The organism is Sphingopyxis sp. (assembly GCF_035998905.1).
In the GTDB taxonomy this organism is placed as follows: domain Bacteria; phylum Pseudomonadota; class Alphaproteobacteria; order Sphingomonadales; family Sphingomonadaceae; genus Sphingopyxis.
Genome location: NZ_DASYHG010000027.1, coordinates 122,449 through 147,954, shown reverse-complemented (window position 1 = coordinate 147,954; position 25,506 = coordinate 122,449). Strand labels below are relative to the sequence as shown.

Annotated in this window: 21 protein-coding genes; 20 read left to right on the top strand and 1 reads right to left on the bottom strand. The window is 65.1% G+C overall.

What is annotated here, in order from left to right:
- The 18 genes from ctaD (at nt 1) to VGN62_RS16715 (ending at nt 21,963) form a co-directional block, all read left to right on the top strand.
- Nucleotides 1–1,674, top strand: a complete 1,674-nt coding sequence (ctaD, locus tag VGN62_RS16800; RefSeq protein WP_327455976.1) for a cytochrome c oxidase subunit I — start codon at nt 1–3, stop codon at nt 1,672–1,674.
- A gap of 60 nt (nt 1,675–1,734) precedes the next feature.
- Complete coding sequence (locus tag VGN62_RS16795; RefSeq protein ID WP_327455974.1) at nt 1,735–2,646, top strand: heme o synthase; 912 nt, start codon at nt 1,735–1,737, stop codon at nt 2,644–2,646.
- Nucleotides 2,643–2,792, top strand: coding sequence for a hypothetical protein (locus VGN62_RS16790; protein ID WP_327455973.1), 150 nt, complete (start codon nt 2,643–2,645; stop codon nt 2,790–2,792). The genes VGN62_RS16795 and VGN62_RS16790 overlap by 4 nt, the downstream gene beginning before the upstream one ends.
- An 8-nt stretch (nt 2,793–2,800) precedes the next feature.
- Entirely contained in the window at nt 2,801–3,349 is a 549-nt protein-coding gene (locus VGN62_RS16785; protein WP_327455971.1) for a cytochrome c oxidase assembly protein, read from the top strand.
- An 80-nt stretch (nt 3,350–3,429) separates the two neighbouring features.
- Nucleotides 3,430–4,305, top strand: coding sequence for a cytochrome c oxidase subunit 3 (locus VGN62_RS16780; protein WP_327455969.1), 876 nt, complete (start codon nt 3,430–3,432; stop codon nt 4,303–4,305).
- Between the two features lies 1 nt (nt 4,306).
- Nucleotides 4,307–4,699, top strand: a complete 393-nt coding sequence (locus VGN62_RS16775; RefSeq protein ID WP_327455967.1) for a DUF983 domain-containing protein — start codon at nt 4,307–4,309, stop codon at nt 4,697–4,699.
- Entirely contained in the window at nt 4,692–5,336 is a 645-nt protein-coding gene (locus tag VGN62_RS16770; RefSeq protein WP_327455965.1) for an SURF1 family protein, read from the top strand. The genes VGN62_RS16775 and VGN62_RS16770 overlap by 8 nt, the downstream gene beginning before the upstream one ends.
- A gap of 26 nt (nt 5,337–5,362) precedes the next feature.
- Nucleotides 5,363–6,760, top strand: coding sequence for a threonine synthase (thrC, locus tag VGN62_RS16765; protein ID WP_327455963.1), 1,398 nt, complete (start codon nt 5,363–5,365; stop codon nt 6,758–6,760).
- A gap of 4 nt (nt 6,761–6,764) precedes the next feature.
- A complete protein-coding gene (locus tag VGN62_RS16760; RefSeq protein ID WP_327456102.1) occupies nt 6,765–7,643 on the top strand; it encodes a class I SAM-dependent methyltransferase in 879 nt (292 codons plus the stop codon).
- A gap of 171 nt (nt 7,644–7,814) precedes the next feature.
- The gene (locus VGN62_RS16755; protein ID WP_327455961.1) at nt 7,815–10,796 is read left to right on the top strand and encodes a TonB-dependent receptor; all 2,982 of its coding nucleotides are present in this window, start codon (nt 7,815–7,817) and stop codon (nt 10,794–10,796) included.
- A 105-nt stretch (nt 10,797–10,901) separates the two neighbouring features.
- Nucleotides 10,902–12,449, top strand: a complete 1,548-nt coding sequence (locus tag VGN62_RS16750) for a tryptophan halogenase family protein (RefSeq protein WP_327455958.1) — start codon at nt 10,902–10,904, stop codon at nt 12,447–12,449.
- On the top strand, nt 12,449–13,168 hold the full coding sequence (locus tag VGN62_RS16745) for a SapC family protein (RefSeq protein ID WP_327455956.1): 720 nt from the start codon (nt 12,449–12,451) through the stop codon (nt 13,166–13,168). The genes VGN62_RS16750 and VGN62_RS16745 overlap by 1 nt, the downstream gene beginning before the upstream one ends.
- The gene (locus tag VGN62_RS16740) at nt 13,161–14,192 is read left to right on the top strand and encodes a cupin-like domain-containing protein (protein ID WP_327455954.1); all 1,032 of its coding nucleotides are present in this window, start codon (nt 13,161–13,163) and stop codon (nt 14,190–14,192) included. The genes VGN62_RS16745 and VGN62_RS16740 overlap by 8 nt, the downstream gene beginning before the upstream one ends.
- Complete coding sequence (locus tag VGN62_RS16735; RefSeq protein ID WP_327455952.1) at nt 14,189–15,685, top strand: tryptophan halogenase family protein; 1,497 nt, start codon at nt 14,189–14,191, stop codon at nt 15,683–15,685. The genes VGN62_RS16740 and VGN62_RS16735 overlap by 4 nt, the downstream gene beginning before the upstream one ends.
- A 112-nt stretch (nt 15,686–15,797) precedes the next feature.
- Nucleotides 15,798–16,862, top strand: coding sequence for a LacI family DNA-binding transcriptional regulator (locus tag VGN62_RS16730; protein ID WP_327455950.1), 1,065 nt, complete (start codon nt 15,798–15,800; stop codon nt 16,860–16,862).
- On the top strand, nt 16,855–18,048 hold the full coding sequence (locus VGN62_RS16725) for an MFS transporter (RefSeq protein WP_327455948.1): 1,194 nt from the start codon (nt 16,855–16,857) through the stop codon (nt 18,046–18,048). The genes VGN62_RS16730 and VGN62_RS16725 overlap by 8 nt, the downstream gene beginning before the upstream one ends.
- An 87-nt stretch (nt 18,049–18,135) precedes the next feature.
- Nucleotides 18,136–20,619 carry a glycoside hydrolase family 3 protein gene (locus VGN62_RS16720; RefSeq protein ID WP_327455946.1) on the top strand — a complete coding sequence of 828 codons (2,484 nt, stop codon included), beginning with the start codon at nt 18,136–18,138 and terminating at the stop codon, nt 20,617–20,619.
- 48 nt (nt 20,620–20,667) lie between these two features.
- A complete protein-coding gene (locus VGN62_RS16715) occupies nt 20,668–21,963 on the top strand; it encodes a sugar MFS transporter (RefSeq protein WP_327455944.1) in 1,296 nt (431 codons plus the stop codon).
- A gap of 72 nt (nt 21,964–22,035) precedes the next feature.
- On the opposite strand, the gene VGN62_RS16710 is transcribed toward VGN62_RS16715, so the two are convergent.
- Nucleotides 22,036–23,154 (bottom strand): diguanylate cyclase, encoded by a 1,119-nt coding sequence (locus VGN62_RS16710; protein WP_327455942.1) that lies wholly within the window; start codon nt 23,152–23,154, stop codon nt 22,036–22,038.
- 203 nt (nt 23,155–23,357) lie between these two features.
- Here VGN62_RS16710 and VGN62_RS16705 point away from each other — a divergent pair, with 203 nt between their 5' ends.
- Nucleotides 23,358–24,716 carry a RimK family alpha-L-glutamate ligase gene (locus VGN62_RS16705; protein ID WP_327455940.1) on the top strand — a complete coding sequence of 453 codons (1,359 nt, stop codon included), beginning with the start codon at nt 23,358–23,360 and terminating at the stop codon, nt 24,714–24,716.
- The gene (locus VGN62_RS16700; RefSeq protein WP_327455938.1) at nt 24,713–25,504 is read left to right on the top strand and encodes a sulfite exporter TauE/SafE family protein; all 792 of its coding nucleotides are present in this window, start codon (nt 24,713–24,715) and stop codon (nt 25,502–25,504) included. Before VGN62_RS16705 ends, VGN62_RS16700 begins: the two co-directional genes overlap by 4 nt.
- The last annotated feature ends 2 nt before the right edge of the window (nt 25,505–25,506 follow it).

Here is a 25,506-nt window from a genome sequence, read left to right as displayed (position 1 = left end):
ATGACCGATATCGCTGCAACTGCACCCGATCATGGCCATGCCGTCCATGCGCATGACGATCATGATCACGACACGCCCGGCTTCTTTGTCCGCTGGTTCATGTCGACGAACCACAAGGACATCGGCACGCTCTACCTGATCTTCGCGATCGTCGCCGGCATCGTCGGCGGCGCGCTTTCGGGCATGATGCGTCTCGAACTCGCCGAACCCGGCGTCCAGTATCTTTCGGGCTGGGCCAGCGCCCTTGGCGGCGGTGCCGACGAGGTCGCGGGCAAGCATTTCTGGAACGTGATGATCACCGCGCACGGCCTGATCATGGTGTTCTTCATGGTCATGCCGGCGATGATCGGCGGCTTCGGCAACTGGTTCGTGCCGCTGATGATCGGCGCGCCCGACATGGCGTTCCCGCGCATGAACAACGTGTCCTTCTGGCTGACGTTCGTTGCATTCTTCATGCTCGTCGGCTCGATGTTCGTCCCGGGCGGCAGCGGCCATGGCGCCGGCACCGGCTGGACGGTCTACGCCCCGCTGTCGACCAGCGGCTCGGCAGGCCCGGCGGTCGACATGGCGATCTTCTCGCTCCACCTCGCGGGTGCGGCGTCGATCCTCGGTGCGATCAACTTCATCACCACCATCTTCAACATGCGCGCACCGGGCATGACGCTGCACAAGATGCCGCTGTTCGTGTGGTCGGTGCTCGTCACCGCCTTCCTGCTGCTGCTCGCGCTGCCGGTTCTCGCTGCGGCGATCACCATGCTGCTGACCGACCGCAACTTCGGCACCACCTTCTATGATGCGGCCGGCGGCGGCGACCCCGTCCTCTACCAGCATCTCTTCTGGTTCTTCGGCCACCCCGAAGTGTACATCATGATCCTGCCGGGCTTCGGCATCGTCAGCCAGATCATCTCGACCTTCAGCAAGAAGCCGGTGTTCGGTTATCTCGGCATGGCCTATGCCATGGTCGCGATCGGCGTCGTCGGCTTCATCGTGTGGGCGCACCACATGTTCACGGTCGGCATGAGCGTGAACCTCAAGATGTACTTCACCGCGGCGACGATGGTCATCGCGGTCCCGACGGGCATCAAGATCTTCAGCTGGATCGCCACCATGTGGGGCGGTTCGATGACGTTCAAGACGCCGATGATGTGGTCGCTCGGCTTCATCTTCATGTTCACCGTCGGCGGCGTGACCGGCGTCGTGCTCGCCAATGGCGGCGTCGACACCAACCTGCACGACACCTATTATGTCGTCGCGCACTTCCACTATGTGCTGTCGCTGGGCGCGGTCTTCTCGCTCTTCGCCGGCTTCTATTACTGGTTCCCGAAGATGTCGGGCCGGATGTACAGCGAGTTCCTCGGACAGCTGCACTTCTGGGTCTTCTTCATCGGCGTGAACGTCATGTTCTTCCCCCAGCACTTCCTGGGCCAGCAGGGCATGCCGCGCCGTTACCCCGACTATGCGGAAGCCTATGCCTATTGGCATTACATCTCGTCGTTCGGCTATGTGATCATGGCCGCCGGCATGGTGTTCTTCTTCGTGAACATCCTCTACTCGCTGTTCGCCGGCAAGAAGGCCGCCGACAATCCGTGGGGCGAAGGCGCGACGACGCTCGAATGGACGCTGTCGAGCCCGCCGCCGTTCCACCAGTTCAACGAACTGCCGCGTATCGCCTGATTTGTGTTGCCCCCTGCCGTTTGACGGCAGGGGGCGCACGATTTTCGGGCCGGAGTAAATATGGCGCAGAGCCTGACCCACGGCGAAACGGCGTTACCCGCCGATTGGCGCGACCTGTTCGCGCTGACGAAGCCCCGCGTGATGTCGCTGGTGGTGTTCACCGCCTTGTGCGGCCTGCTCGCGGCGCCGGGCAGCGTCCCGCCCGTCCTTGCTTTCTCGTCGATCCTCGCGATCGCGCTGGGGGCAGGGGCTTCGGGTGCGCTCAACCAATGGTATGAAGCCGGCCTCGACGCCAAGATGAAGCGGACCGCGGGGCGGCCGCTTCCCGCAGGGCGCCTCGATCCGCAGACCGCGCTGCAATTCGGTGTCGGGCTTGCCGCCTTTTCGCTGTTCCTGATGCTCTTCGCATCGAACTGGCAGGCGACGCTGCTGCTCGCGCTGTCGATCCTCTTCTACGTCTTCGTCTATACGATGTGGCTGAAACCGCGGACGCCGCAGAATATCGTCATCGGCGGCGCGGCGGGCGCCTTTCCGCCGCTGATCGGCTGGGTGGCTGCCACAGGTTCGATCGCCCCGCTGCCGGTGTTGCTGTTCCTGCTGATATTCCTGTGGACGCCGCCGCATTTCTGGGCGCTCGCGCTGTTCGTCCGCTCGGACTATGCCGCCGCGGGCATTCCGATGATGCCCGTCGTTGCGGGCGAGAAGTCGACGCGGCGCCAGATTCTTTTTTATGCCGTCATCATGGCGATCGGTGCGATCGCACCCTGGCCGCTCGGCTACACCGGTGCGCTTTACGGCTGGACCGCGGTGATCCTGTCGGCGGTCTTCGTGCTGCTGTCGATCCAGGTCGGCACGCGCACGACGGGTGAGGGCGACCTGATGCAACCCGAAAAGCGCCTGTTCGCTTATTCGATCGCCTATCTTTTCATTTTGTTCGGCGCTGTCGTTGCCGACCATTGGTGGCCGCTATGACCGAAAAACCGAATCTCGAACCCTTTGACGAGGCCGAATATCGCCGCCGCCAGCGCAGCCGCGCGAACATGATGGCGTGGATGCTTGGCGCGCTCGCGATCCTGTTCTTCTTCATCACCATCGCAAAGATGCAGATTTTCTCATGATCGGCCGCATGTCTCCGAACGCGAAGACCGCGAGCTTCGCCGCGCTGATCGCTGTCGCGATGACGGGCCTCGGCTTTGCTGCCGTGCCGCTGTACGACCTGTTCTGCCGCGTCACCGGGTTCGGCGGCACGACGCAGCGTTATGACCCGGTCGCCGCGGCGGCCGAGCCCGAGATATTGAGCCAGACGATCTCGGTGCGTTTCGACGCCAATGTCTCACCGAACCTGCCGTGGAAATTCTATCCCGAGCATCCGCGCGACACGGTCAGCGTCGGCGCGCGCGACATGGCGATCTTCATTGCCGAAAATAATTCGGCGCATCCCGTCGTCGGGACTGCCAGTTTCAACGTCACGCCCGACCAGGCGGGCAAATATTTTACCAAGATCCAGTGCTTCTGCTTCACCGAACAACGGCTGGAGCCGGGGCAGCAGATGCGCATGCCGGTGTTGTTCTTCGTCGATCCGAAGATCATGGACGACCCCGACGCGCGCGACGTGCAGGAAATCACCCTTAGCTATACCTTCCACCCTGTAGACGAGGGTAAAAAGGCGAGCTAAGGCCGCGAACAAGAGTCTAACAAGACCGGCAGATGATGGGGAATCGTCATGCTGGGGCTGCTAAAAACGGGAAACACGCCATGTCCGGTGCGAAACATCATGACTACCACCTCGTAAATCCCAGCGTCTGGCCGCTGATCGGCTCGGTCGCTGCCATGGTGATGTTCTTCGGGCTCGTCATGGCGATGCACGCGGATTATTTCGGCGGCATCGGCAAGTGGGTCCTCGGCCTCGGCTTCATGGGCGTGATCGCCACCTTCTTCAGCTGGTGGTCGGACGTCATCAACGAAGCGCACGCCGGCGACCATACCCCGGTTGTCCAGTTGCACCTGCGTTACGGCATGATCCTCTTCATCGCCTCCGAAGTCATGTTCTTCGTCGGCTGGTTCTGGGCATGGTTCGACTTTTCGCTCTTCCCGGTTCCGATCGAATATGCCGAAGGCGCGGTCACCTCGCTGTTCGGGCAGGATGGCGCCGCGGCGATCACCATGTGGCCGCCGAAGGGCATCGAAGTCATCGATCCCTTCTCGCTGCCGCTGCTCAACACACTGATCCTGCTCTGCTCGGGCACGACGATCACCTGGGCGCACCACGCGCTGATCCACGGTGACCGTGAAGGCCTGAAGAAGGGCCTGTGGCTGACGATCATCCTCGGCGTCGTCTTCTCGACGATCCAGGCGTATGAATATGCTCACGCGCCGTGGGGCTTCGGACAGAGCAACTATAGCTCGGCCTTCTACATGGCGACCGGCTTCCACGGTTTCCACGTGCTCGTCGGCACGATCTTCCTGATCGTCTGCCTCGTGCGCACCTACAAGGGCCACTTCACCCCGACCCAGCATTTCGGGTTCGAGGCCGCGGCCTGGTACTGGCACTTCGTCGACGTCGTGTGGCTGTTCCTCTTCATCATCGTCTATGTCTGGGGCGGCTGGGGCGCGCCGATCGCCGCGCACTAAATTGCCGACTGGCGACAAAATTCAAAAGGGGCAGCCGCCGGTCTGGCGCGCTGCCCTTTTTGGTCTCTGCCCCGAATGCGGCGCGCCGGCCCTGTTCGAAGGGCCGGTAAAGTTTCGTCCGAAATGCGAAAGCTGCGGGCTCGATTATGGCCGCTACAATGTCGGCGACGGCCCCGCAGCTTTCCTGACATTGATCATCGGTGCGCTGTTGATCGCGATCGCGCTCACGCTCGATGCCGTCGTGCGCCCGCCCTTGTGGGTGCATGTCATCCTTTGGGTGCCCTTGACCGCCGCCGCGGTCGTCTATGGCCTGCGCGTGGGCAAGGGCGCCTTGCTGGCGAGCGAGCACCAGCGTCAGGCGGCCGAGGGCCGCAAGGTGGACAAGCATGACTGAACCAGCCCAACAGGCCGCGCGGCGCTGGCCGCTGATCCCCACGATCCTTGTGCTCGCTGCGGTCGCGGTCATGATCGCGCTCGGCGTCTGGCAGCTCCAGCGCAAGAGCGAGAAGGAAGCGCTGATCGCGCTGTTCCAGCGCAACATGGCGATGTCTTCGACCGTCGCCTATCCCGAACTGCCGCCCGTCGCCGACGCCTTCCTCTATCGCAAGAGCAGCATCGTTTGCCTCGACCCGGTGGGCTGGGACCCGCGCAGCGGCACCGACCGCAAGGGCAAGTCGGGTATCCGCATGATCGCCGAGTGTCGCACCGGCGCCGAGGGGCCGGGCGTGCTCGTCGATGTCGGGATCGGCGACACTTTCACTCCGCCCAAATGGGCGGGCGGAACGGTACAGGGGACGATCGTTCCCGGACCCGAACAGCCGACGGTGATGGAACGCGCGATGGGCAAGGCGACGCCTGCGCGCGCGATGCTGATCGCTGATCAACCAGTCGCGGGCCTCCGCGCCAGCGCGGTTCCCTCAGCCGACGATACGCCGAACAATCACCTTGCCTACGCGTTCCAATGGTTCTTCTTTGCGATCGTAGCGCTGATTATCTACGTCCTCGCGGTCCGCCGCCGCTTGCAGCCGTGACGGCGCGCCGCTAGGCGCTGTCCGTCATGGACTATATCAGCACCCGCGGCTCTGCGCCGACCCTCGACTTTCGTGCCGCGACGCTTGCGGGCCTTGCCAGCGACGGTGGCCTGTATGTGCCGGCAAAATGGCCGCAGATGTCGATCGACGAAATTCGCGCGCTTGCGGGGCTCGACTATGCCGAAACTGCGGTACGGATCATGCGCCCCTTCGTCGCGGGCGTCCTGACCGAGGATGAACTGCGCAGCCTTTGCCATGCCGCCTATGGCCGCTTCAGCCATGACGCGGTAACCCCGCTCGTCCAGCTCGACCATCGCCACTGGCTGCTCGAACTCTTCCACGGCCCGACGCTCGCGTTCAAGGATGTCGCGCTGCAATTGCTCGGCGAACTGTTCGAAAAGTTCCTCGCGGGCGGCGACACCGACATCACGATCGTCGGCGCGACCTCGGGCGACACCGGGTCGGCGGCGATCGAGGCGGTCGCGGGGCGCGAGCATATCCAGATCTTCATGCTCCACCCCGAAGGCCGGGTCAGCGACGTCCAGCGCCGCCAGATGACGACGGTGCTGGCGCCCAACGTCCATAATATCGCGATCGACGGCAGCTTTGACGACGCGCAGGCGATGGTGAAGCGGTTGTTCGGCGACGAAGAGGCCCGCGCGCGGGTCAATCTGTCGGCGGTGAACAGCATCAACTGGGCGCGGCTGATGGCGCAGGTCGTCTATTATTTCTATGCCGCGGTGCGGCTCGGCGGGCCCGACCGTCCGGTGGCGTTCAGCGTTCCCACGGGCAATTTCGGCGATGTGTTCGCGGGCTATGTGGCGGCGCAGATGGGGCTGCCGATCGCAAGGCTGGTCGTCGCGACGAACGTCAACGACATCCTCCACCGCGCGCTGACCAGCGGCGACTATAGCGCGGGCACGGTGACGCCGACCGCGACGCCGAGCATGGATATCCAGGTCAGCAGCAATTTCGAGCGGCTGCTCTTCGACCTCGCAGGGCGCGACGGCGCCGCGATCACCGGCATGATGGGTGAGTTCGACAAGAACCGCGCGATGACGATCCCCGCCGACATGCTGGCTGGCGCGAAGGACCTGTTTTCGAGCGCGAGCATCGACGGCGACGCGATGGCGCTCGCGCTGCGCTGGGCGCAGGAACATGGTGGGCAGATCATCGATCCACACAGCGCGGTCGGCCTCGCTGCAGCGCGCGCGCTCGATATCGATGCCGACATTCCCGTCGTCACGCTCGCGACCGCGCATCCGGCGAAGTTCCGCGAAGCCGTCGAACGCGCAACCGGCGTGCGCCCGCCGCTGCCTGCGCGGCTCGGCAATCTGTTCGATCGCGAAGAGCGTTACGAACGCCTGCCGGGCGACTATGACGCGGTGAAAGCGTTCGTTCTCGCGGAAGCCGCGCGTGGCTGACCTTCTGCCCCTCGTCACGCTCGTCGGCGAGGCGTGGGACGATTATGGGCTCGTCGACAGCGGGAACGGGCGCAAGCTCGAACGCTATGGCCGCTTTCGCTTCATCCGCCCCGAACCGCAGGCGATGTGGGCGCCCGCGCTGCCCGCCAGCGATTGGGACAAGGCCGACGGCGAGTTCATCCCCGCGTCGGACGACGACGGCGGCGGCCGCTGGTATTATAACAAGCCGGTGCCCGCCGAAGGCTGGCCGCTCGGCTGGCGCGAGACGCGCTTCACCGCATCGTGCACGCCGTTCCGCCATCTGGGCTTTTTTCCCGACATGGCGCCGGTGTGGGACTGGCTGCGCGAGAAAGTCGCCGACAAGCCCGATCCGGCCTTCCTGAACCTGTTCGGCTACACCGGCGTCGGCAGCCAGGCGCTCGCCGCGGCGGGCGCGTCGGTCACGCATGTCGATGCGTCGAAGAAGTCGGTGGGGCAGGCGCGCGAGAATGCCGCGCTTGCCGGCATGGCCGACAAGCCGCTGCGCTGGATCCTCGACGACGCAGGCAAGTTCACCGCACGCGAGGTGCGGCGCGAGAAGCGCTACGACGCGATCCTGCTCGACCCGCCGAAGTTCGGCCGCGGCCCGACCGGCGAGCGCTGGCAGATCGAGGAGGGGCTCGCGCCCTTGCTCGCCGACTGCCGCCAGTTGCTCGACGAGGACAGCCGGGCATTGTTCCTTACCGTCTACGCGGTGCGCATGTCGGCGCTCGCGATCGGCGAACTCCTTGCGCAATTGTTCGCCGACCTGCCGGGCAAGGTCGAGTGCGGCGAGTTGGCCGTGCGCGAAGAGGCGCGGGGATTGCTGCTCCCGACCGCGATTTTCGCGCGCTGGAGCCGCTGAAACCGCAGCCAACCGCCTGTTAGGTTGCATACGTTTGCGGCGCAGAATCTGTAATATTGTGACCGAATTGCCACAGCCGATGCGTTGACAATGAGAACGTTCCCATTTAGATAACGTTCACATAACGGGAATGCCGCCATTAAAAGAGCGGCTGATGTGGGAGGAAAAGGGATGCGGGCGTCTCAAAAGCAGTGGCTTGCCAAAATTCTGGCCGGTACGTCGGCGCTGTCCTTGATGGGCATGGCGCAGGCAGCGGCGGCGCAGGATGCGCCGGCCGAGGAAGTGAACGGCGACGAGATCGTCGTGACCGGCATCCGCGCCAGCCTTGCCGCATCGGCCGACATCAAGCGCGAAGCGCAGGGCGTCGTCGACGCGATTTCGGCCGAAGACATCGGCAAATTTCCCGACACCAACCTCGCCGAATCGCTGCAGCGCATCACCGGCGTGTCGATCGACCGCTCGAACGGCGAAGGCTCGCTGGTTACCGTCCGCGGCTTCGGTCCCGAATTTAACCTGGTGACATTGAACGGGCGCCAGATGCCGACCGCGCTGATCGGCGGCGGGGACAATGCCCCGTCGTCGCGCTCGTTCGATTTCGACAATATCGCTTCCGAAGGCATTGCCGGGGTCGAGGTCTACAAGAGCGGCCGGGTCACGATGGAATCGGGCGGGATCGGCTCGATCATCAACCTTCGCACGCCGCGCCCGCTCGACAAGCCGGGCCTGCGGGGCAGCCTTGCGGTCAAGGGCGTCTATGATTCGTCGCGTAACGAGGGCAATCCGATCACTCCCGAGGTGTCGGGCATTATCAGCACGACCTTTGCGAACGACACGATCGGCATCCTGATCACGGGGTCGTACCAGAAGCGCAAGTCGAGCGAAAACAACGCCAATGTCGGCTGGCGCGACGGCTATCTGGGCAGCGAGAATAATTGGGGTTCGCTGGCGCAGCCGGGCACGCCGCGGGCGGCCAACATCACGAACCGGCCCGACCCGACCGATGTCTATCAGGTCCCGCAGAATGCGTCCTATGACCTCAACGATGTCAATCGCGAGCGCATCAACGGTCAGGCAGTGCTGCAATTCCGTCCGAGCGACGCGTTCACCGCGACGATCGATTATACCTATGCCCGCAACACCGTCGAAACGCGCAACAGCAATGTCGGCGTATGGTTCAACCACGAAGACACGTCGAGCGCATGGACCGACGGCCCGGTCGCCGGCCCGCTCTTCTACACCGAACGCTTCGCGGCGCCGACCGGTGTGCCGGGACCGAACGCGCTCTATGGCGGCAAGGATCTATCCTACAGCGGCGCGCTGACCGAAAACCGGGCCGAGAATAAGTCGCTCGGCGTCAATCTGGAATGGAACGGGCCGGGCGGCGTCACCTTCGAACTCGATGGTCACCATTCGACCGCCGAAGTAAATCCGGTCAATCGCTTTGGATCGAGCATGTCGCTGGGCAACGCCGTCTTCGGCGTCCAGAGCCAGACGCTCAATTTCGAAAACGACCTGCCGGTCATCTCTTATGGCATGTACCCCGGTATCGATCCGCTGAACCCCGCGCTGATCACGCCGACCGGCAACGCCTTCCGCAACGCGATTTTCCGGAACCGGATCAACCAGGTTCAGCTCCGCGGTCAATATGACCATGACGGGGGCTTCCTCGACAGCATCGACTTCGGCGTGTCCTATGTCGACAGCAAGGTGCGTTCGGCTTTCGGCACGATCCAGAATGACGATACGTGGGGCGGGGCCGGGCCGGCGTCGAGCATTCCCGATGACATCTTCTCGCTCGTGACGCTGCCGGACAAATTCCCGGGTCTTGCGCAACCGTCGATGATCGGAAGCTTCTATCGTTTCGATTTCGAACGCATGGCCGATCTGGTCGAACAGAATTTCCAGACGTGCAGCAACCCCGCGACGGGTTCGGCCATGCCGGGGACATGCCTCGCGAACTTCAATACCGACCGGCGCATCAGCGAAAAAACGCTCGCGCCGTATCTCCAGGTAGCGACGGTATTCGACCTGTTCGAAAATCCGGCGCATCTCGTTGCGGGCATCCGATACGAGACGACCGACATTTCATCGTCGGCGCTGGTGCCGGTCCCCATCACGACCACCTGGGTCGGCGACAATGAATTCAACGTCGTCTTTTCGGGCGACAGCGATTTCACCCGGTTCAAGGGGTCCTACGACAACTGGTTGCCCGCGATCGACTTCGACATCTCGCCGATGGAGGATGTCAAGCTGCGTGCATCGTACAGCCACACGATCGCGCGTCCCAGCTATGACTTGATGCAGGGCGGGCGCACGATCGACACATTGTTCCGCGTCGGCGGCGGAGGCGGCGCGCAGGGCAACCCGGGGCTGATCCCCTATAAATCCAAGAATATCGACCTGTCGGCCGAATGGTATTACGCGCGCGACAGCTATATTTCGGCGGGCTATTTCCACAAGGATGTGAGCAATTTCATATCCTCGACGCGCATCGACAGCAGTGCTTTCGGGCTCACGACGCCGGTGGGCGGACCGCGCTGGAATGCCGCCCTCTCTGCTCTCGGCGCCAACGCGACCGTCGCGCAGATCCGCCAATATATCATCACCAATTTCCCGTCGACGGTCACGGGCAATATCATCAACGCCGCGCCGGGCGATCCGCTCGTCAATTTCGAGATTACAACGCCGGTCAACAGCGACCAGACCGCGTCGCTCAACGGTTGGGAATTCGCGCTTCAGCACAGCTTCTGGGATACGGGCTTTGGCGTGATCCTGAACTATACGATCGTCAACGGCGATGCGACTTACGACAACACGCAGCCGTCGTCGGTGGCGCAGTTCGCGCTGGTCGGCCTGAGCGACACGGCGAACGCCGTTGCCTTTTACGACAAGGGGCCGATCCAGGCGCGCGTGGCGTGGAACTGGCGCGACAAATTCCTTTCGGGAACGGGTCCCAATCCGACCTATACCGAGGCCTATTGGCAGATCGACGCCAGCGCGAGCTATGAGTTCATTCCCGGGCTCACCGCCTTTGTCGAGGCGATCAACCTGACGGGCGAGGGGCAACGCAAGCATCTGAGGCACGAAAATAATGTGACCTTCGTGTCGCCCGGCTTCGCCCGATATGCAGCGGGGGTCAGGTTCAGCTTCTAAGGCGGATGGGCCATCTCCGTCCGGCTGCAGGCAAGAGGGTCGCACCTGTTCGGGTGCGGCTCTTTTGCGTGACGATGACGGCAAGCTGGCTTAGGATCGACGGCAATGACTAGCGCGATCGAGAGGGTTGTCATCGTGGGCGGCGGCACCGCCGGCTGGCTCGCGGCGTCGCGCCTTGCCAGCTCGCCGCGGGCAGTGGCGGGACAGCTTTCGGTCACGCTGATCGAGGCGCCCGACATTCCGACGATCGGCGTCGGCGAGGGGACATGGCCGACGATGCGCGCGACGCTGGCCGCGATCGGGATCGGCGAGGCCGAATTCCTTGCGGCGTGCGACGGATCGTTCAAACAGGGTTCGCGCTTCGACGGCTGGGTGAACGGTGCGGCGGATGACCGCTATCTGCATCCCTTCACGTCGCCGCCTGCCGCGCCGACGGCGGAGTTGCTGGCGGCGTGGCAGGCCGGGTCACCCCGTCAACCGTTCGCGGCGGCGATGACCGCGCAGGCGCATGTCTGCGACCTCGACCTTGCGCCGCGGCAACGCGCGATGCCCGACTATCAGGGTGCGGCGAACTACGCCTATCACCTCGATGCCGGCAAGTTTGCGGCGCTGCTCGCGGGGCATGCGGTCCGGCGGCTCGGCGTGCGGCATATATCGGACCATGTCGTCCAGGTCGCGCGCGACGGCGCGGGCGGGATCGCCGCGGTCACGACGCGGGCGAACGGCGATATCGCAGGCGACCTGTTCATCGATTGCACCGGGCATGCGTCGTTGCTGATCGGCGGCGAACTCGGCGTCGAGTGGATTGACCGCAGCGACACCTTGTTCAACGACCGCGCGCTCGCGGCACAGGTGCCGGTGACGCCGGGCAGTCCGATCGCGTCGCAGACGGTGTCGACCGCGCACGCCGCGGGCTGGATCTGGGATATCGGCCTGCCGGGGCGCCGCGGCATCGGATGCGTCTACGCCAGCCGTTTCATGGATGACGACGCGGCCGAAGCAACGCTGCGCGCCTATATCGCGCGCGTGCTGCCCGACGCGCCTGCGGTTCCCGTGCGCCGGCTGAGCTTCCCGACCGGGCATCGCGCGCGCTTCTGGCAGGGCAATTGCATCGCGGTCGGCCTGTCGGCGGGCTTCATCGAGCCCCTCGAGGCGTCGGCGATCGTGCTGATCGAATTGTCGCTGAACGCGCTGATCGACAATTTCCCGGCGAGCCGCGATGCAATGGCGATCCATGCCGGCCGTTTCAACGAGCTGTTCTGCTACCGCTGGGACCGCATCGTCGAGTTCCTCAAGCTGCATTATGCGCTGAGCCGGCGCGACGAGCCTTACTGGCTGGCACAGCGCGATCCGGCGCATATCCCGCCGCGGCTCGCCGCGATGCTGCAACTGTGGCGCGACCAGCCGCCGTCCGCGTGGGATTTCCCCCGCGTCGACGAGATTTTCTCGGCCGAAAGCCACCAATATATCCTCTATGGCATGGGCTATCCGGTCCCCGGTGACCTGCCCGGGGGAACGCGCGCCAGCTCGCTGCTTGGCGAAATCCGCCAGCGCGCGCGGTCGCTCGCCGCGGCACTGCCCGCCAATCGCGACTATCTCGATGCGCTGCGCCCCGATGCCCATAGGGTCGCGGCGCGACAGGAAGGAATTTGATGACCCGCCACGCCGTCCTCGACAACAAGACCCACCGCGACTTGCGTATCCGGACCGATGCGGGCGCGGAGCTGGGCGACGACATCATGGCGACGCTGACGGTGCCGAGCGAGTTCCGCCGCGTACAGGCGCATTTCCCGATCCTGTTCCGCCGCGAGACGGGGCGCGAGGATTTCGCCGCGCTGGCGATGTTCGGCTTCCAGAATGGCGAAAATTTGTTCCTCGAAGGCAATCGCTGGGATGCGCGCTATCGTCCGCTGTCGGTCGCGATCCAGCCTTTCCTGATCGGCCGCCCGGCGAACGGCGACGGGCCGGGGCAGGTCCATATCGACATGGACCATCCGCGTATCGCCGCGGGCGGCGAAGGGATGCGGCTGTTCGACGCCGACGGCGCCGCGACCCCCTATCTCGAAGACATCGCCGAGCGGCTCGGCGACCTCGACGAAGGTTATCGCGAGAGCAAGGCTTTCTACGACGCGCTGCTCGCCTACGACCTGCTCGAACCGTTCAGCCTCGAAGTGACACTCGACGACGGGTCGCTGCATTCGCTCGTCGGATTTCATATCATCGACGAGGCGAAGCTGCGTGCGCTGGATGGCGAGGCGCTTGGCGCGCTCCACGCTGACGGGCACCTGATGCCGATGTTCATGGCACTTGCCTCGCTGTCGCAGCTCGCCGTGCTCGTTGCGCGCAAGAACCGCAGGCTCGGCGGTGGCTGAACAGGGCGGCGCCTTTACCGACCGCCTCGCGCGCGTGCCCGAGCGCGAATGGGATAAGGGGGCGGGGCTCGACGCGTTGCTGGAAGGCGCGCGCGAGCCCTTTGTCCTGCGCGGACTCGTCGCCGACTGGCCGCTCGTCGCGGCGGGCAAGCGTTCGGCGCGCGATGTGCGGCGCTACCTGCTCGATCATGCGCGCGAGCGCCCGTTCAAGGTGTCGATCGGCCCGCCGGGGCACGACGGCCGGCTCTTCTACGACGCCGATATGGAGATGAATTTCCGGATCGGAACGGGCAGGCTCGCCGATATCTTCGGCGGGATCGATCAGGCCGAGGAACGCGGCGAAAGCCGCACCGTCTACCTCGCCTCGATCGACATTCCGTCGCATTTCGACGGGCTTGGCGAAGCCAACCCGCTCGATCTCGGCGACCGCGATCCGCTGAAGAGCATCTGGATCGGCACGCGGACGAAGATCGCCGCGCACAACGATTTTCCCGACAATCTGGCCTGCTGCGCGGCGGGGCGCCGCCGCTTCACGCTGTTTCCACCGGGGGCGTTCCGCAACCTCTATCTCGGCCCGATCGATAACACGCCCGCGGGTCGCGTCGTCAGCATGGTCGATTTCGACGCGCCCGATCTTGCCGCGCACCCGCGCTTCGTCGACGCGATGGCCGAGGCGCTGACGGTCGAACTCGAACCCGGCGACGCGATCTTCATCCCCTCGATGTGGTGGCACCATGTCGAGGGACTCGAAGCCTTCAACATCCTCGTCAACTATTGGTGGCGCCGCACCCCGGCGTGGCTCGGCCAGCCGCAGGCGGCGCTCAACCATGCGATCCTCGCGATCCGCGACCTGCCGCCTGAAGACAAGGCGATCTGGCGCGAGCAGTTCGACCATTATGTTTTCGACAATGACGCGAGCGTCACCGACCATATTCCCCAAACCGCGCGCAGCATCCTCGCCCCGCTCACGTCCGAGACGGCGGGTCGGCTGCGCGCCTTCCTGCTGAGGGCTTTGAGTAAATGAGCGACAAGAAACCTGTCCGTGTCGTCATCGCGGGCGGCGGTACTGCCGGTTGGATGATGGCGGCCGCGATCGCGCGCACGATGGGCCCGACGGTCGAACTGACGCTGGTTGAATCCGAGCAGATCGGCACGATCGGGGTCGGGGAATCGACGATCCCGCCGCTGGTCAATTTCAACCGCATCCTCGGCGTCCCCGAACCCGAATTCATGCGCGCGACGCAGGCGACCTTCAAACTCGGCATCCTGTTCGACAACTGGAAACATGACGGTGACAGCTATTTTCACAGCTTCGGTTTGTCGGGCAAGGACCACTGGTCGGCGGGCTTCCAGCATTTCTGGCTGAATGCCCGCGAGCGCGGGCATACGCAGCCATACAGCGATTATTGCCTCGAACTCGTCGCGGCGATGCAGGGCAAGTTCGCGCACCTTCCCGAAGAGCGGATGAACTATGCCTATCATGTCGATGCGACGCTTTACGGGCGTTTCCTGCGCAAGCTGGCCGAGGCCGACGGATGCAAGCGCGTCGAGGGAAAGATCGCGCGCGTCGAGCTGAACGGGGAAAATGGCGATATCGCCGCGCTGCATCTTGATGGCGAACGGCGGGTCGAGGGCGACATGTTCGTCGACTGCACGGGCTTTCGCGGCCTGCTGATCGACGGTGCGCTGCACGCGGGATTCGAGGATTGGAGCCACTGGCTGCCCAACGACAGCGCGATCGCGGTGCAGTCGAAGCATCTGGGGCCGCCGATGCCCTATACGCAGGCGATCGCGCACGACGCCGGGTGGCAATGGCGCATCCCGCTCCAGCATCGCATGGGCGCCGGCATCGTCTATTCGAGCGGTTACCTGTCGCGCGACGCCGCCTATGACCGGCTGATGGGCAGCGTCGGCGAGCCGCTGATCGAACCCTTCGATATCAAGTTCAAAGGCGGCGTGCGGCGCAAGCAATGGTTCCGCAACTGCGTTGCGGTCGGCCTCGCGGGCGGCTTCGTCGAGCCGCTCGAGGCGACGACGGTGCACCTGATCCAGCGCGCAGTGCTGCGCTTCATCCGCCTGATGCCGAACGGACGCGTCAGCGAGCGCGACGCGCAGGAATTCAACGACCAGCAGCGGCTCGATATCGAGCAGATCCGCGACTTCGTCGTGCTGCACTACAAGGCGACCAACCGCCGCGACAGCCCGTTCTGGCGCCATGTCGCGAACATGCCGATCCCGGACTCGTTGCAGCAGAAGATCGAGCTGTTCCGCGAGACCGGCCGTGTGTTCCGCAAATATGAGGAACTGTTCGCCGAGAATAGCTGGGTACAGGTGATGATGGGGCAGGGGATCGAGCCGCAGACCTATCATCCCATCGCCGACAAGCTGCGCGATGACGAGGTCGAGCGATTGTTCCAGTCGATTCGCGACAATATCGCGCAGACGGTCGCGACCTTGCCCGAGCACCAGGCCTATGTCGCGCGCTATTGCGGCGCTGCGGAGCCACAGGCAGCATGATTGTCGATCGCCGCGGAAACCGGAAAATTATGGAAGCAGAGCGGGTTCGCGGCTGGCAATGTGGCGGCGATACCGGTAGCGATGACGGAAACAGAGGGGGCCAAGGGACATAATGGGGCGTCGGCGGCAGTCGGTCACGATCAAGCATGTTGCAGCCGACGCGGGCGTGTCGCTGCAGACCGTGAGCCGTGTCATCAACAACGAGCCCAATGTGCGTCCCGAGATGAAGGAGCGCGTCCAGGCGTCGATCGACAAGCTCGGCTATGTCCCGTCGATCGCGGCACAGCGGATGAGCGGGTCGCGGTCCTATCTGATCCTCGCGATCAACGACCGCGAACGTACGATCGCCGACTGGCAGGGGCGGCAGGGGGTCGACTGGGTCGACCAGATGCTGCTCGGCGGGATGCTGAAATGCGCCGAGTTCGGCTATCGGATGATCTTCGAGCTGGTCGATACGCATAACGACCATGTCGAGCGCGAGCTACGCGCGGCGATCGCGGCGCTCCAGCCCGATGGGGTGATCCTGACCCCGCCGCATTCGGACAATCCGCTGATCGTCGGGCTGCTCGACCAGCAGAAGATTCCCTTCGCGCGCATCGGGTCGCGCGGCGGCGCGGCGGGGATCGCGCTGACGATGGACGATGAGGGATCGGCGCGGCGTGCGACGCGGTATCTGATCGACCTCGGTCACCAGCGCATCGGTTTCGTCGCGGGCTCGCCCGAATATAGCCTCAGCCGCTGGCGCATCGACGGATGGCAGGGCGAGATGGCGGCGGCCGGCCTGTCCACCGAGGGGCTGCTCGTCGAGGGCGACTTCACCTTTGCGTCGGGAACGCACGCGGCGCAGCAATTGCTCGGCGGCGCGAACCCGCCAACTGCGATCATCGCGAGCAGCGACCAGATGGCACTCGCGACGCTCGAGGTCGCGCGCGAAAAGGGGCTCGATGTGCCGGGGCAATTGTCGATCGTCAGCTTCGACAACACCCCCGTCGTGCGCTTCACGCAGCCGGCGCTGACCGCGGTCGACCAGCCGGTCGCCGAAACGGCGTCGCGCGCGGTCGAGCTGATCATTGCGGCGCAGCGCGGCGCGCCGCGCCCGACCGAGCCGACGCGCGTGCAGGGCGGGCTTGTCCCGCGGGGATCGACTGCAGCCCCGCCGGCCGCCGCGCATGGCTGACAAGGTGGTCGCGCGCCGCCAGTCGCTCGGCTTCCTCCTCCTCTACGCGCTCGCTTCGGCGGGCGGCGCGATCGCCTATGTGCCGTTCCTGACGATCTGGCTGCCCGGCCGGATGACCGAGCTGGCGGGTTCGGCGGACGTGCAGACCCTGGGCTATGTCACCTTCTTCGGCGCGATCGCGGCCAGTGTCGGTGCGATCGGGTTCGGATGGCTCAGCGATCGCACGCAGAGCCGGCGCGGCTGGGTGCTCGCCGGGCTGGCGCTGACCATCGGCTTGCTGCTGGCGGTGCCGCTTGCACAGGACATCTGGTCGCTTGTAGCGATCATCATCGCCTGGCAGCTTGCGCTCAATATGATGCTCGGGCCGCTCGCCGCCTGGGCCGGCGACCTTGTTCCCGACGATCAGAAGGGCCTGCTCGGCGGCTTGCTCGCTTTCTCGCCCGCGCTGGGCGGCTGGTCAGGATGGCTCGTCACCTGGCCGGGATTGGTGCCGGCGGAAAGCCGGTTGATCGTGATCGCGCTGCTCGTTGCGACCGCGGTGCTGCCGGTGCTGCTGTTCGGCCGTCCGCGGCCGTTCCCCGAACTCACCGCGCCGCCCAAGCGGACGCAAGAGACGGGCCCGCAGCGACCGACCGGCCCCGCGGTGCGGATGTGGCTCGCGCGCCTGCTCGTCCAGATCGCCGAGGCGGCGCTGTTCGCCTATCTCTATTTCTGGTTCCGCTCGATCGATCCCACGATGCACGACAATGAGAAAGCGCGGCTATTCGGCATGGCGCTGACGATCGCGATCCCGCTCGCGCTGGCGAGCGGGCGCTGGGCCGACCGCAACGACCGGCCGTTCCTGCCGCTCGTCGTCAGTTCGGCGGTGTCGGGGCTTGGCATGGTCGGCATGGCGCTCGCGACAGGGCTCGACGCGGCGAAGGCGAGCTACCTCGTGTTCGGAATCGCGACGACGGTGTTCCTGTCGCTCCATAGCGGTCAGACGCTGCGCATCCTGCCGCGTTCGGACCGGCGCGGGCGCGACCTTGGCATCTTTAACCTCACCAACACCGTTCCATCGCTGATCATGCCCTGGCTCACAATCTCGCTGGTCCCCGGCTTCGGTTTTGACGCGCTTTTCCTGTTGCTTGCGGGATTGACCGCGATCGCGGTGCTGCTCCTCGCAACGATGCCGCGCCTGCGCTGACGCCTCCCGAATACAGCGCTTGATTTCATCCGGCGGCTATGCGACACGAGATTTGATAACGTTCACATTAGAGGGATGGGAGAGACGATGCGCCGACAGGCAATGGTCATGGCGACCGCACTGCTTCTGGCTGGAACCGCTATGGCGGCACCTGAAACGACCGGGGCGGACGCCGCAGCGGTTCATCCCGAGCTTTGGCCGGCGGCGAAAAGTCCCGCCGCGATATCCGATCCCAAAACCGAAGCGCGGATCAATGCGCTGATCGGGAAGATGACCGTCGAGCAGAAGGTCGGCCAGCTGGTGCAGGCCGATATCACGACGATTACCCCCAAGGATCTCGAGACCTATCCGCTCGGTTCGATCCTCGCAGGCGGCAACAGCGGCCCGAACGGCAACGAGCGGTCTACCGCGGCCGACTGGGCGAAGCTCGTTGGCGATTTCCGCGCGGTGTCGCTGCGCCCGCAGGCGAACGGCGTCGCGATCCCGATCATCTTTGGCGTAGACGCCGTCCACGGCCATAACAACATCCCGGGGGCGACGCTCTTCCCGCACAATATCGGGCTCGGCGCGGCGCGCGATCCTGAACTGATCCAGCGCATCGGCGCGGTCACCGCCGCCGAAATCGCCGGTAGCGGAATCGAGTGGACTTTCGCGCCGACGCTTGCGGTGCCGCAGGACCTGCGCTGGGGGCGGAGCTACGAAGGTTATGCCTCCGACCCGGGGCTGATCGCCGATTATGCCAAGGCGATGGTACTCGGCCTGCAAGGCAAGCTTGTTTCGGCCCAGACCCTCGACGCGCGCCATGTCGCGGCGACCGCCAAGCATTTCCTAGCCGACGGCGGGACATTCGAAGGCAAGGACCAGGGCGACGCCAGGGTCGACGAGAAGGAGCTGATCGCCAAGCATGCGATGGGTTACCCCGCCGCGATCGACGCGGGAGCGCTGACCGTCATGGCGAGCTTCTCGAGCTGGCAAGGCGTCAAGCACCACGGCAACAAGGGGCTGCTGACCGACGCGCTCAAGAAGAAGATGGGATTCGAGGGCTTCGTGGTCGGCGACTGGAACGGCCATGGGCAGGTCGCCGGGTGCAGCGTCACCGACTGCGCCCAGTCGATCAACGCCGGGCTCGACATGTTCATGGCGCCCGACAGCTGGAAGGGGCTTTACGAAACGACGCTGAAGCAGGCGAAGGACGGCACGATTCCCGCCGCGCGGCTCGACGATGCGGTGCGCCGCATCCTGCGCGTCAAATATAAGCTGGGCCTGTTCGCCGAAGGCCATGTTAACCGCGGTAACTTCGCCGCAGTCGGCGCGCCCGATCATCTGGCGGTGGCGCGCGAGGCGGTTTCCAAATCACTGGTATTGTTGAAGAACAATGGTAACCTCCTGCCGGTCAAACCGGGCGCGAAAGTGCTCGTCACGGGGCCGGGCGCCGACAATATGGCGATGCAGTCGGGCGGCTGGACGATCAGCTGGCAGGGCACCGACGTCGTCCGGTCGGACTTTCCGAACGGCCAGACGATCTGGGAAGCGCTGAACAAGGCCGTCGGCGACGCGGGCGGCAAGGCGGCGCTGTCGGCGAACGGCAGCTTCGCCGACAAGCCCGACGTCGCGATCGTCGTGTTCGGCGAAGCCCCCTATGCCGAGTTCCAGGGCGATGTTGCGACGCTCGATTACCAGCCGACCGAGGCGACCGATCTCGCAACGCTCAAGACGCTGAAAGCCGCAGGCATTCCGGTGGTTGCGCTCTTCCTCTCGGGGCGTCCGATGTTCACCAACCCCGAAATCAACGCGGCGGACGCGTTCGTTGCAGGCTGGCTGCCGGGATCGCAGGCGGCCGGCGTCGCCGACGTGCTCGTTGCGGGCAAGGATGGCAAGACGGCGCGCGGCTTCACCGGGACGCTGCCCTTCGCCTGGCCGTCCGACGCACGCTCGCCCGTCGAAAAGCCGCAGTTCCCCGTCGGTTACGGCCTGAAATATGGTGCGAGCACGACGGTGCCGCCGCTATCCGAAGAGTTGGGCGTCGATATTGCCGCGGTGCTGAACGTCGAGAATTTCTTCTCGGGCGGCCGCGCGCGCGCGCCGTGGGTGCTTTCAATCGCCGATGCGGGCGGCAAGCGGCCGGTCGAATCCGCGCCGATCGCGAGCCCCGGGGCCATGATCGCGGCGCGTTCGGTCGATGTACGAGCGCAGGAAGACGGCAAATCCTTCGTCTGGACCGGCCCGGCGACACTCGAACTGACCGGTCCCTATGCCGACCTCTCGCGCCAGCTCAACAACAGCTTCGCACTTCGTGTCGACTGGCGGATCGATGCGCCCGGCGGCGCGCCGGTCAGCCTCGCGCTCGGCGGCAAAGCATTCGACATTTCGGCCCTCGTCAAGGCGGCGCCGAAGGGACAGGTCGCGACGATCAAGGTGCCGCTGCGCTGCTTCGCCGATGCGGGTGCCAACCTGCGGCAGGTCGACAATGCGATGACGATTCAGGCCGGCAAGGGCTTCGCCGCGACGCTGTTGAATACGAATGTCGAGGCGGTCGGGGAGAATCTGCCTTGCCCACCCACGGTAAAATGACAAAACCCGCAAACGGGTTAGCCTGAAACAAGGGTTGGGGAGAGAAGCATGGCATTAGCGCCGGAAATCGCGTCGGGCAGCGGAGCCGCTGTCGGCGAAGGGCAGGGGACGCATGTCGATGCGCCCGAACTGCGGCTGTTCGTGATGGGGTTGTTCTTCATCTTCGGCGGCATCACCAGCCTGAACGATGTCATCATCCCCAAGCTGAAAGAGCTGTTCACGCTCAACTACACGCAGGCGATGCTTGTGCAGTTCTGCTTCTTCACCGCCTATCTGGTGATCGGCATTCCGGGCGCGAAGCTGCTCAAGAAGATCGGCTATATGCGCGGCGCGGTGGCGGGCCTCCTGACGATGATGGTGGGTTGCCTGCTGTTCATCCCGGCTTCGCAAAACGCTGTATACGGGCTGTTCCTGTTCGCGCTGTTCGTGCTCGCGAGCGGGGTGGTGATCGTGCAGGTCGTCGCCAATCCGCTGATTTCGCTGCTCGGCAAGCCCGAGACCGCGCACAGCCGCCTGACCTTTGCGCAGGCGTTCAATTCGCTTGGTACGACGATCTTTCCGATCGTCGGTTCGATCCTCATCCTCGGCAGCCTCGCCACGATGAAAGCGGAGGATCTGTCGGGCGCCGAACTCGACGCCTATCGAACCGCCGAAAGTCAGGCGATCGTTCATGGCTATCTCGGCATCGCGGTCGCGCTGCTGGTGGTCGCGGGCGCGGTGTGGATGTTCCGCAACCGGCTGAAGGGCGAACAGCATGAAGCGAGCGCCGGGCTGGCGGGCTTCGACCTGCTTAAGCGCCCGCGCTTCGGTTTCGGTGCGCTGTGCATCTTCCTCTATGTGGGCGCCGAAGTCTCGATTGGCTCGCTGATCGTCAACTACCTGATGCAGCCCGGCGTCATGGGCCTCGCCGAACAGGCTGCGGGCAAGCTGATCGGGCTTTACTGGGGCGGCGCGATGATTGGCCGTTTCATCGGTTCGGGGCTGATGCGCGTGATCAGTCCGGGCAAGCTGCTCGGCTTCGTGGCGGTCGGCGCGATCACCCTGATCCTGATTTCGATCAACACCACCGGCGTCGTTTCGGGTTACAGCCTGCTCGCGATCGGCCTGATGAACGCGATCATGTTCCCGACGATCTTCAGCCTCGCGTCCGAAAAGCTCGGCAGCCGTGCGGCCGACGGATCGGGGATCATCAATGTCGCGATTTTTGGCGGCGCAGTCGTGCCGCTCGCGACCGGTGCGCTCGCGGACCTCACCGGCAGCCTCGCGACGGCACTGTTGCTGCCGGCGCTCTGCTATGCGGTCATCGCGGCCTTCGGCTATTATGCCCGGCGACCCGCGGTCTGATGGCTAAAGCCGCGGGCGATCGGCTCTGGTGCACGATCGCCCGCGGCGCCCCGCCCCCTCGCGGGAATTCTCCTAGGCCGGACCAGCGAGTTCGACGCGGTTCCGTCCGCCGGCCTTCGCTTTGTAAAGCGCATCATCGGCGGCTTTCAGCGCCGCGCGCGTGTCGGCATAGCCGAAGACGTCGGCGACCCCGCCCGAGAAGGTGATCTGGCCGAAGGGTTCGTCGGTCTTGCGATTGATCAGCCGCCGGTCGGCGAGCGCTTCGCGCGCATCGTCGAGCTTCTCGGCCGCCTGCGTCGGCGTCAGGCCACGGAACAGCATCACGAATTCCTCGCCGCCGTGGCGCGCGACATGGCAATGGTCGTTCGAGATGCGCGCCAGCGTGTCGGCGATCGCCTTGATTACGCGGTCGCCCGCTTCATGGCCGTGGAGGTCGTTGACCTTCTTGAACTCGTCGATGTCGCAGAAAGCGATGCTGAGCGGTTCGACCGCGGCGCGCGCTTCCTTGTAATGCCGGTCGAGCAGGATTTCGAACGCGCGGCGGTTGGGCAGCCCGGTCAGATAATCGAGTTCGGCGTCGCGCTTGGCACGATCGAGGCTGCGGCGCAGCGCTTTCGCCTCGTCCTCGCTCTTGCGCATATCGTCCTCGGCCTTGCGCGTGCGTTCGAGCATGACCTTCGCGAGGTCGGCGAGGCTGGAGACGATGCGTCCCGTCTTCTGGAGCTGTTCGAGGTCGACGACATGCTGTTCGAGCTCGGTGCCATAGTCGCTCGTGACGGAGCGCGCTTCTTTCGTGTTGGCCTGGAACGCCTCGATATTCGTTTCGAGCCGCGTCATCAGCCGATCGATTTCGACGTGATCGGGCTGGTTGCTTTCCTGTTCGCCGAGTTCGTTGAGCCATGTCTGGCTGATGCCTTCGGCGGTTTGCGCCTGCGCGACGATCTGCCGCGCGAGCCGCGGGTTCCGCCCCGAAAAGGCGCCGTGTGCGAGCAGCAGGTTCGCCGGCGAGACGTCGAGATCATTGTCGACGAGAAAGGAGGTGATCGAAGCCGCCAGTTCGTAACGCGCGGCGCGGGCGCGGTCGGGCGGCGCTTCTCCTCCGTCGGGCGCGCCGCCACGTGCGTGGCGAAGCCCCAGCCAACCCAGGAACCGTCCTACCGGCTCGTTCGATTGTGTCGCTTTGGTGGTCATGCGACATTTAACGAGCGCAGGAACGAAGGTTTAAGGCCGATTCACCTTAGGTCGGCGGGATTTTCGGGCCACATTTGCCCGAGGCAAGGAGGAGCGATGCAATCGAACCGTCAAAACAATCGCTTAGCCCGCTTTGCCGCTTGAACGATTGCGCGAGCGGCACGTTCTCTGGCAGTGAGCGTGCGTAATCGAAGGAGCGATCTTTGCTGGGATGGATTTTCTTCGGGCGGGACCTCGATCCCGCTTTGCCTGAAGTGCCCGAAATCCTGCGGTTTCAGGAGGTCGCTGCCGCACGCGGGATCGAGCTGCACGTCCTGAAGCCGCATAATTTCGACATCGTCGCGGCGCCGGTCGATGGCTGGTCGGTGCATTATGAGGGCCATTCGCTGGCCCGGCCGGACTTCATCCTCTGCCGCACCGGCGCCGAAACCGACTATTTCACGCTCGCTGTGCTTCGGCACTTCGAGCGCCGAGGCGTGCGGTTGATCAACGGCCCCGAAGCAATCGACCTTGTTGCCGACAAGCTGCACACGATGCAGCGGCTGGCGCGCGCGGGGCTGCCGATCCCCGCGACGATCCTCGGAAAATTCCCGATGGGCGTCGACATCGTCGAGGAGGAGCTCGGCTTCCCGCTGATCGTCAAGACGCTGCGCGGCACGCGCGGCACGGGCGTCCTCAAATGCGAGGACCGCAGCCAGTTCGAGGACCTCGCGGGCCTGCTCGAGAGCGCCGAGGCCAAGGCCGACTTTCTGTTTCAGCATTATGTGCGGTCGAGCCATGGCCGCGACGTGCGCGTCCTTGTCATCGGCGGGCGCGTGATCGCTGCGATGGAACGGCGCGCGCCGGCGGGGCATTTCAAATCGAACGTGTCGCTGGGCGGGGTCGGGATCGCTTATACGCCAACGGGTGAGATGGCCGACCTTGCGGCGCGCGCTGCCGACACGCTGGGGTTGGAGGTCGCGGGCATCGATATTCTCTTCGACGACGAAGGTTACCGGATTTGCGAGGCGAACAGCGCGCCGGGCTTCCAGGGGCTGGAGCGGGCGTGCGGCATCGACGTTCCCGCCGCGATCTTCGACTGGATCGAGGCGAGCCACGAAGTGCAGGCGCGGCCGATCAAGGCGGTGACGGGCGAAGCGCTGATCGACCTTGTCTTCGGCGGGCGGTTAAGCCTGCGCGCGGTGAGCGACCGGGTCGAGGAGCCGCGCGCCTTTGCGCGCGCGGTCGGCGTCCGGCTGGTCGGCGCGGGGCTGGGGTCGGTGCTGTCGTCGCTTGCGCCGGGCCAGCGCTCGGCGCCGCACAGCCCGGTCGCGCGCCGGCTGGAAGCCTTGCGCGCCGATGCGCGCGGGGTGCCGCTGGCGGTCGACACCGACATCGATCAGGAACAGACGCTGCTGACCGTGCTCGGCGTCTCGATCTGGGCCGCGGTGCTACCGTGGCTCGCGGGCGGCGAGCCGGTGTTTGCCGGCGCGTTGTCGCTGATCGCGCTGGGTTTCCCGGCTGTATTCCTGCTCACCCGCCGGACGGGCAAGAGCGCGCGCCGCGGGCAGGTAGCGCGATGACGCTGTTCGACGGGCTAACGCTCTGGGCGTTGTTGCCATTCATCCTCGTGGGATTTGCCGCACAGCTGATCGACAGCGCGCTCGGCATGGCGTTTGGCGTAATCGGTACCGCGTTGCTGCTGGTGCTGGGGTTGCCGCCCGTAACGGCTTCGGCGGCGGTCCATGTCGCCGAAAGCTTCACCGGCGGCGTGTCGGGGCTGAGCCACGCGATGCAGCGCAATGTCGACTGGCGGCTGTTCCGGCGGCTCGTTGTACCGGGGATCGTCGGCGGGCTGATCGGCGTGTGGATATTGACCAACATCGACAACAGCATCGCACGCCCGGTCGTGCTCGCCTATCTGGGCGCGGTCGGAATCTACCTGCTCTGGCGTGGGGCGCGGCGTCCGCAAACCTATCGCAGTATCAAGCTTGTCGGGCCGCTCGGGCTGGTCGGGGGGATCGCCGACGGATCGGGCGGGGGCGGCTGGGGGCCGATCGTCAGCGCCAACCTGCTCGCGCAGGGCGCCGAACCGCGCATGGTGATCGGAACGGTGAACGCGTCCGAATTTTTCGTGACCGTGACGATCGCGGCGGGGTTCATCGGCACGCTCGGCTGGCAAAGCTTCAGCACCGCAGCGATCGGCCTGTTGATCGGCGGGGTGGTCGCCGCGCCGATCGGGGCGTATCTCGTCCGCCGCCTCCGCCCCGACTGGCTCGTGGGCGCGGCGGGCGTGTTGCTGCTGCTCGCCAGCGCCTATGGCTTTCTCGCGCTGATGTTCGCGCCGGTGCCGTCGTTCCGGGGCTTTTGACG

What these genes read in the sequence shown, in the direction of transcription:
- ctaD (WP_327455976.1), top strand. Translation starts at nt 1, where the DNA reads ATGACCGATATCGCTGCAACTGCACCCGATCATGGCCATGCCGTCCAT.
- VGN62_RS16795 (WP_327455974.1), top strand. Translation starts at nt 1,735, where the DNA reads ATGGCGCAGAGCCTGACCCACGGCGAAACGGCGTTACCCGCCGATTGG.
- VGN62_RS16790 (WP_327455973.1), top strand. Translation starts at nt 2,643, where the DNA reads ATGACCGAAAAACCGAATCTCGAACCCTTTGACGAGGCCGAATATCGC.
- VGN62_RS16785 (WP_327455971.1), top strand. Translation starts at nt 2,801, where the DNA reads ATGTCTCCGAACGCGAAGACCGCGAGCTTCGCCGCGCTGATCGCTGTC.
- VGN62_RS16780 (WP_327455969.1), top strand. Translation starts at nt 3,430, where the DNA reads ATGTCCGGTGCGAAACATCATGACTACCACCTCGTAAATCCCAGCGTC.
- VGN62_RS16770 (WP_327455965.1), top strand. Translation starts at nt 4,692, where the DNA reads ATGACTGAACCAGCCCAACAGGCCGCGCGGCGCTGGCCGCTGATCCCC.
- thrC (WP_327455963.1), top strand. Translation starts at nt 5,363, where the DNA reads ATGGACTATATCAGCACCCGCGGCTCTGCGCCGACCCTCGACTTTCGT.
- VGN62_RS16755 (WP_327455961.1), top strand. Translation starts at nt 7,815, where the DNA reads ATGCGGGCGTCTCAAAAGCAGTGGCTTGCCAAAATTCTGGCCGGTACG.
- VGN62_RS16750 (WP_327455958.1), top strand. Translation starts at nt 10,902, where the DNA reads ATGACTAGCGCGATCGAGAGGGTTGTCATCGTGGGCGGCGGCACCGCC.
- VGN62_RS16745 (WP_327455956.1), top strand. Translation starts at nt 12,449, where the DNA reads ATGACCCGCCACGCCGTCCTCGACAACAAGACCCACCGCGACTTGCGT.
- VGN62_RS16735 (WP_327455952.1), top strand. Translation starts at nt 14,189, where the DNA reads ATGAGCGACAAGAAACCTGTCCGTGTCGTCATCGCGGGCGGCGGTACT.
- VGN62_RS16730 (WP_327455950.1), top strand. Translation starts at nt 15,798, where the DNA reads ATGGGGCGTCGGCGGCAGTCGGTCACGATCAAGCATGTTGCAGCCGAC.
- VGN62_RS16725 (WP_327455948.1), top strand. Translation starts at nt 16,855, where the DNA reads ATGGCTGACAAGGTGGTCGCGCGCCGCCAGTCGCTCGGCTTCCTCCTC.
- VGN62_RS16720 (WP_327455946.1), top strand. Translation starts at nt 18,136, where the DNA reads ATGCGCCGACAGGCAATGGTCATGGCGACCGCACTGCTTCTGGCTGGA.
- VGN62_RS16715 (WP_327455944.1), top strand. Translation starts at nt 20,668, where the DNA reads ATGGCATTAGCGCCGGAAATCGCGTCGGGCAGCGGAGCCGCTGTCGGC.
- VGN62_RS16710 (WP_327455942.1), bottom strand. Translation starts at nt 23,154, where the DNA reads ATGACCACCAAAGCGACACAATCGAACGAGCCGGTAGGACGGTTCCTG.
- VGN62_RS16700 (WP_327455938.1), top strand. Translation starts at nt 24,713, where the DNA reads ATGACGCTGTTCGACGGGCTAACGCTCTGGGCGTTGTTGCCATTCATC.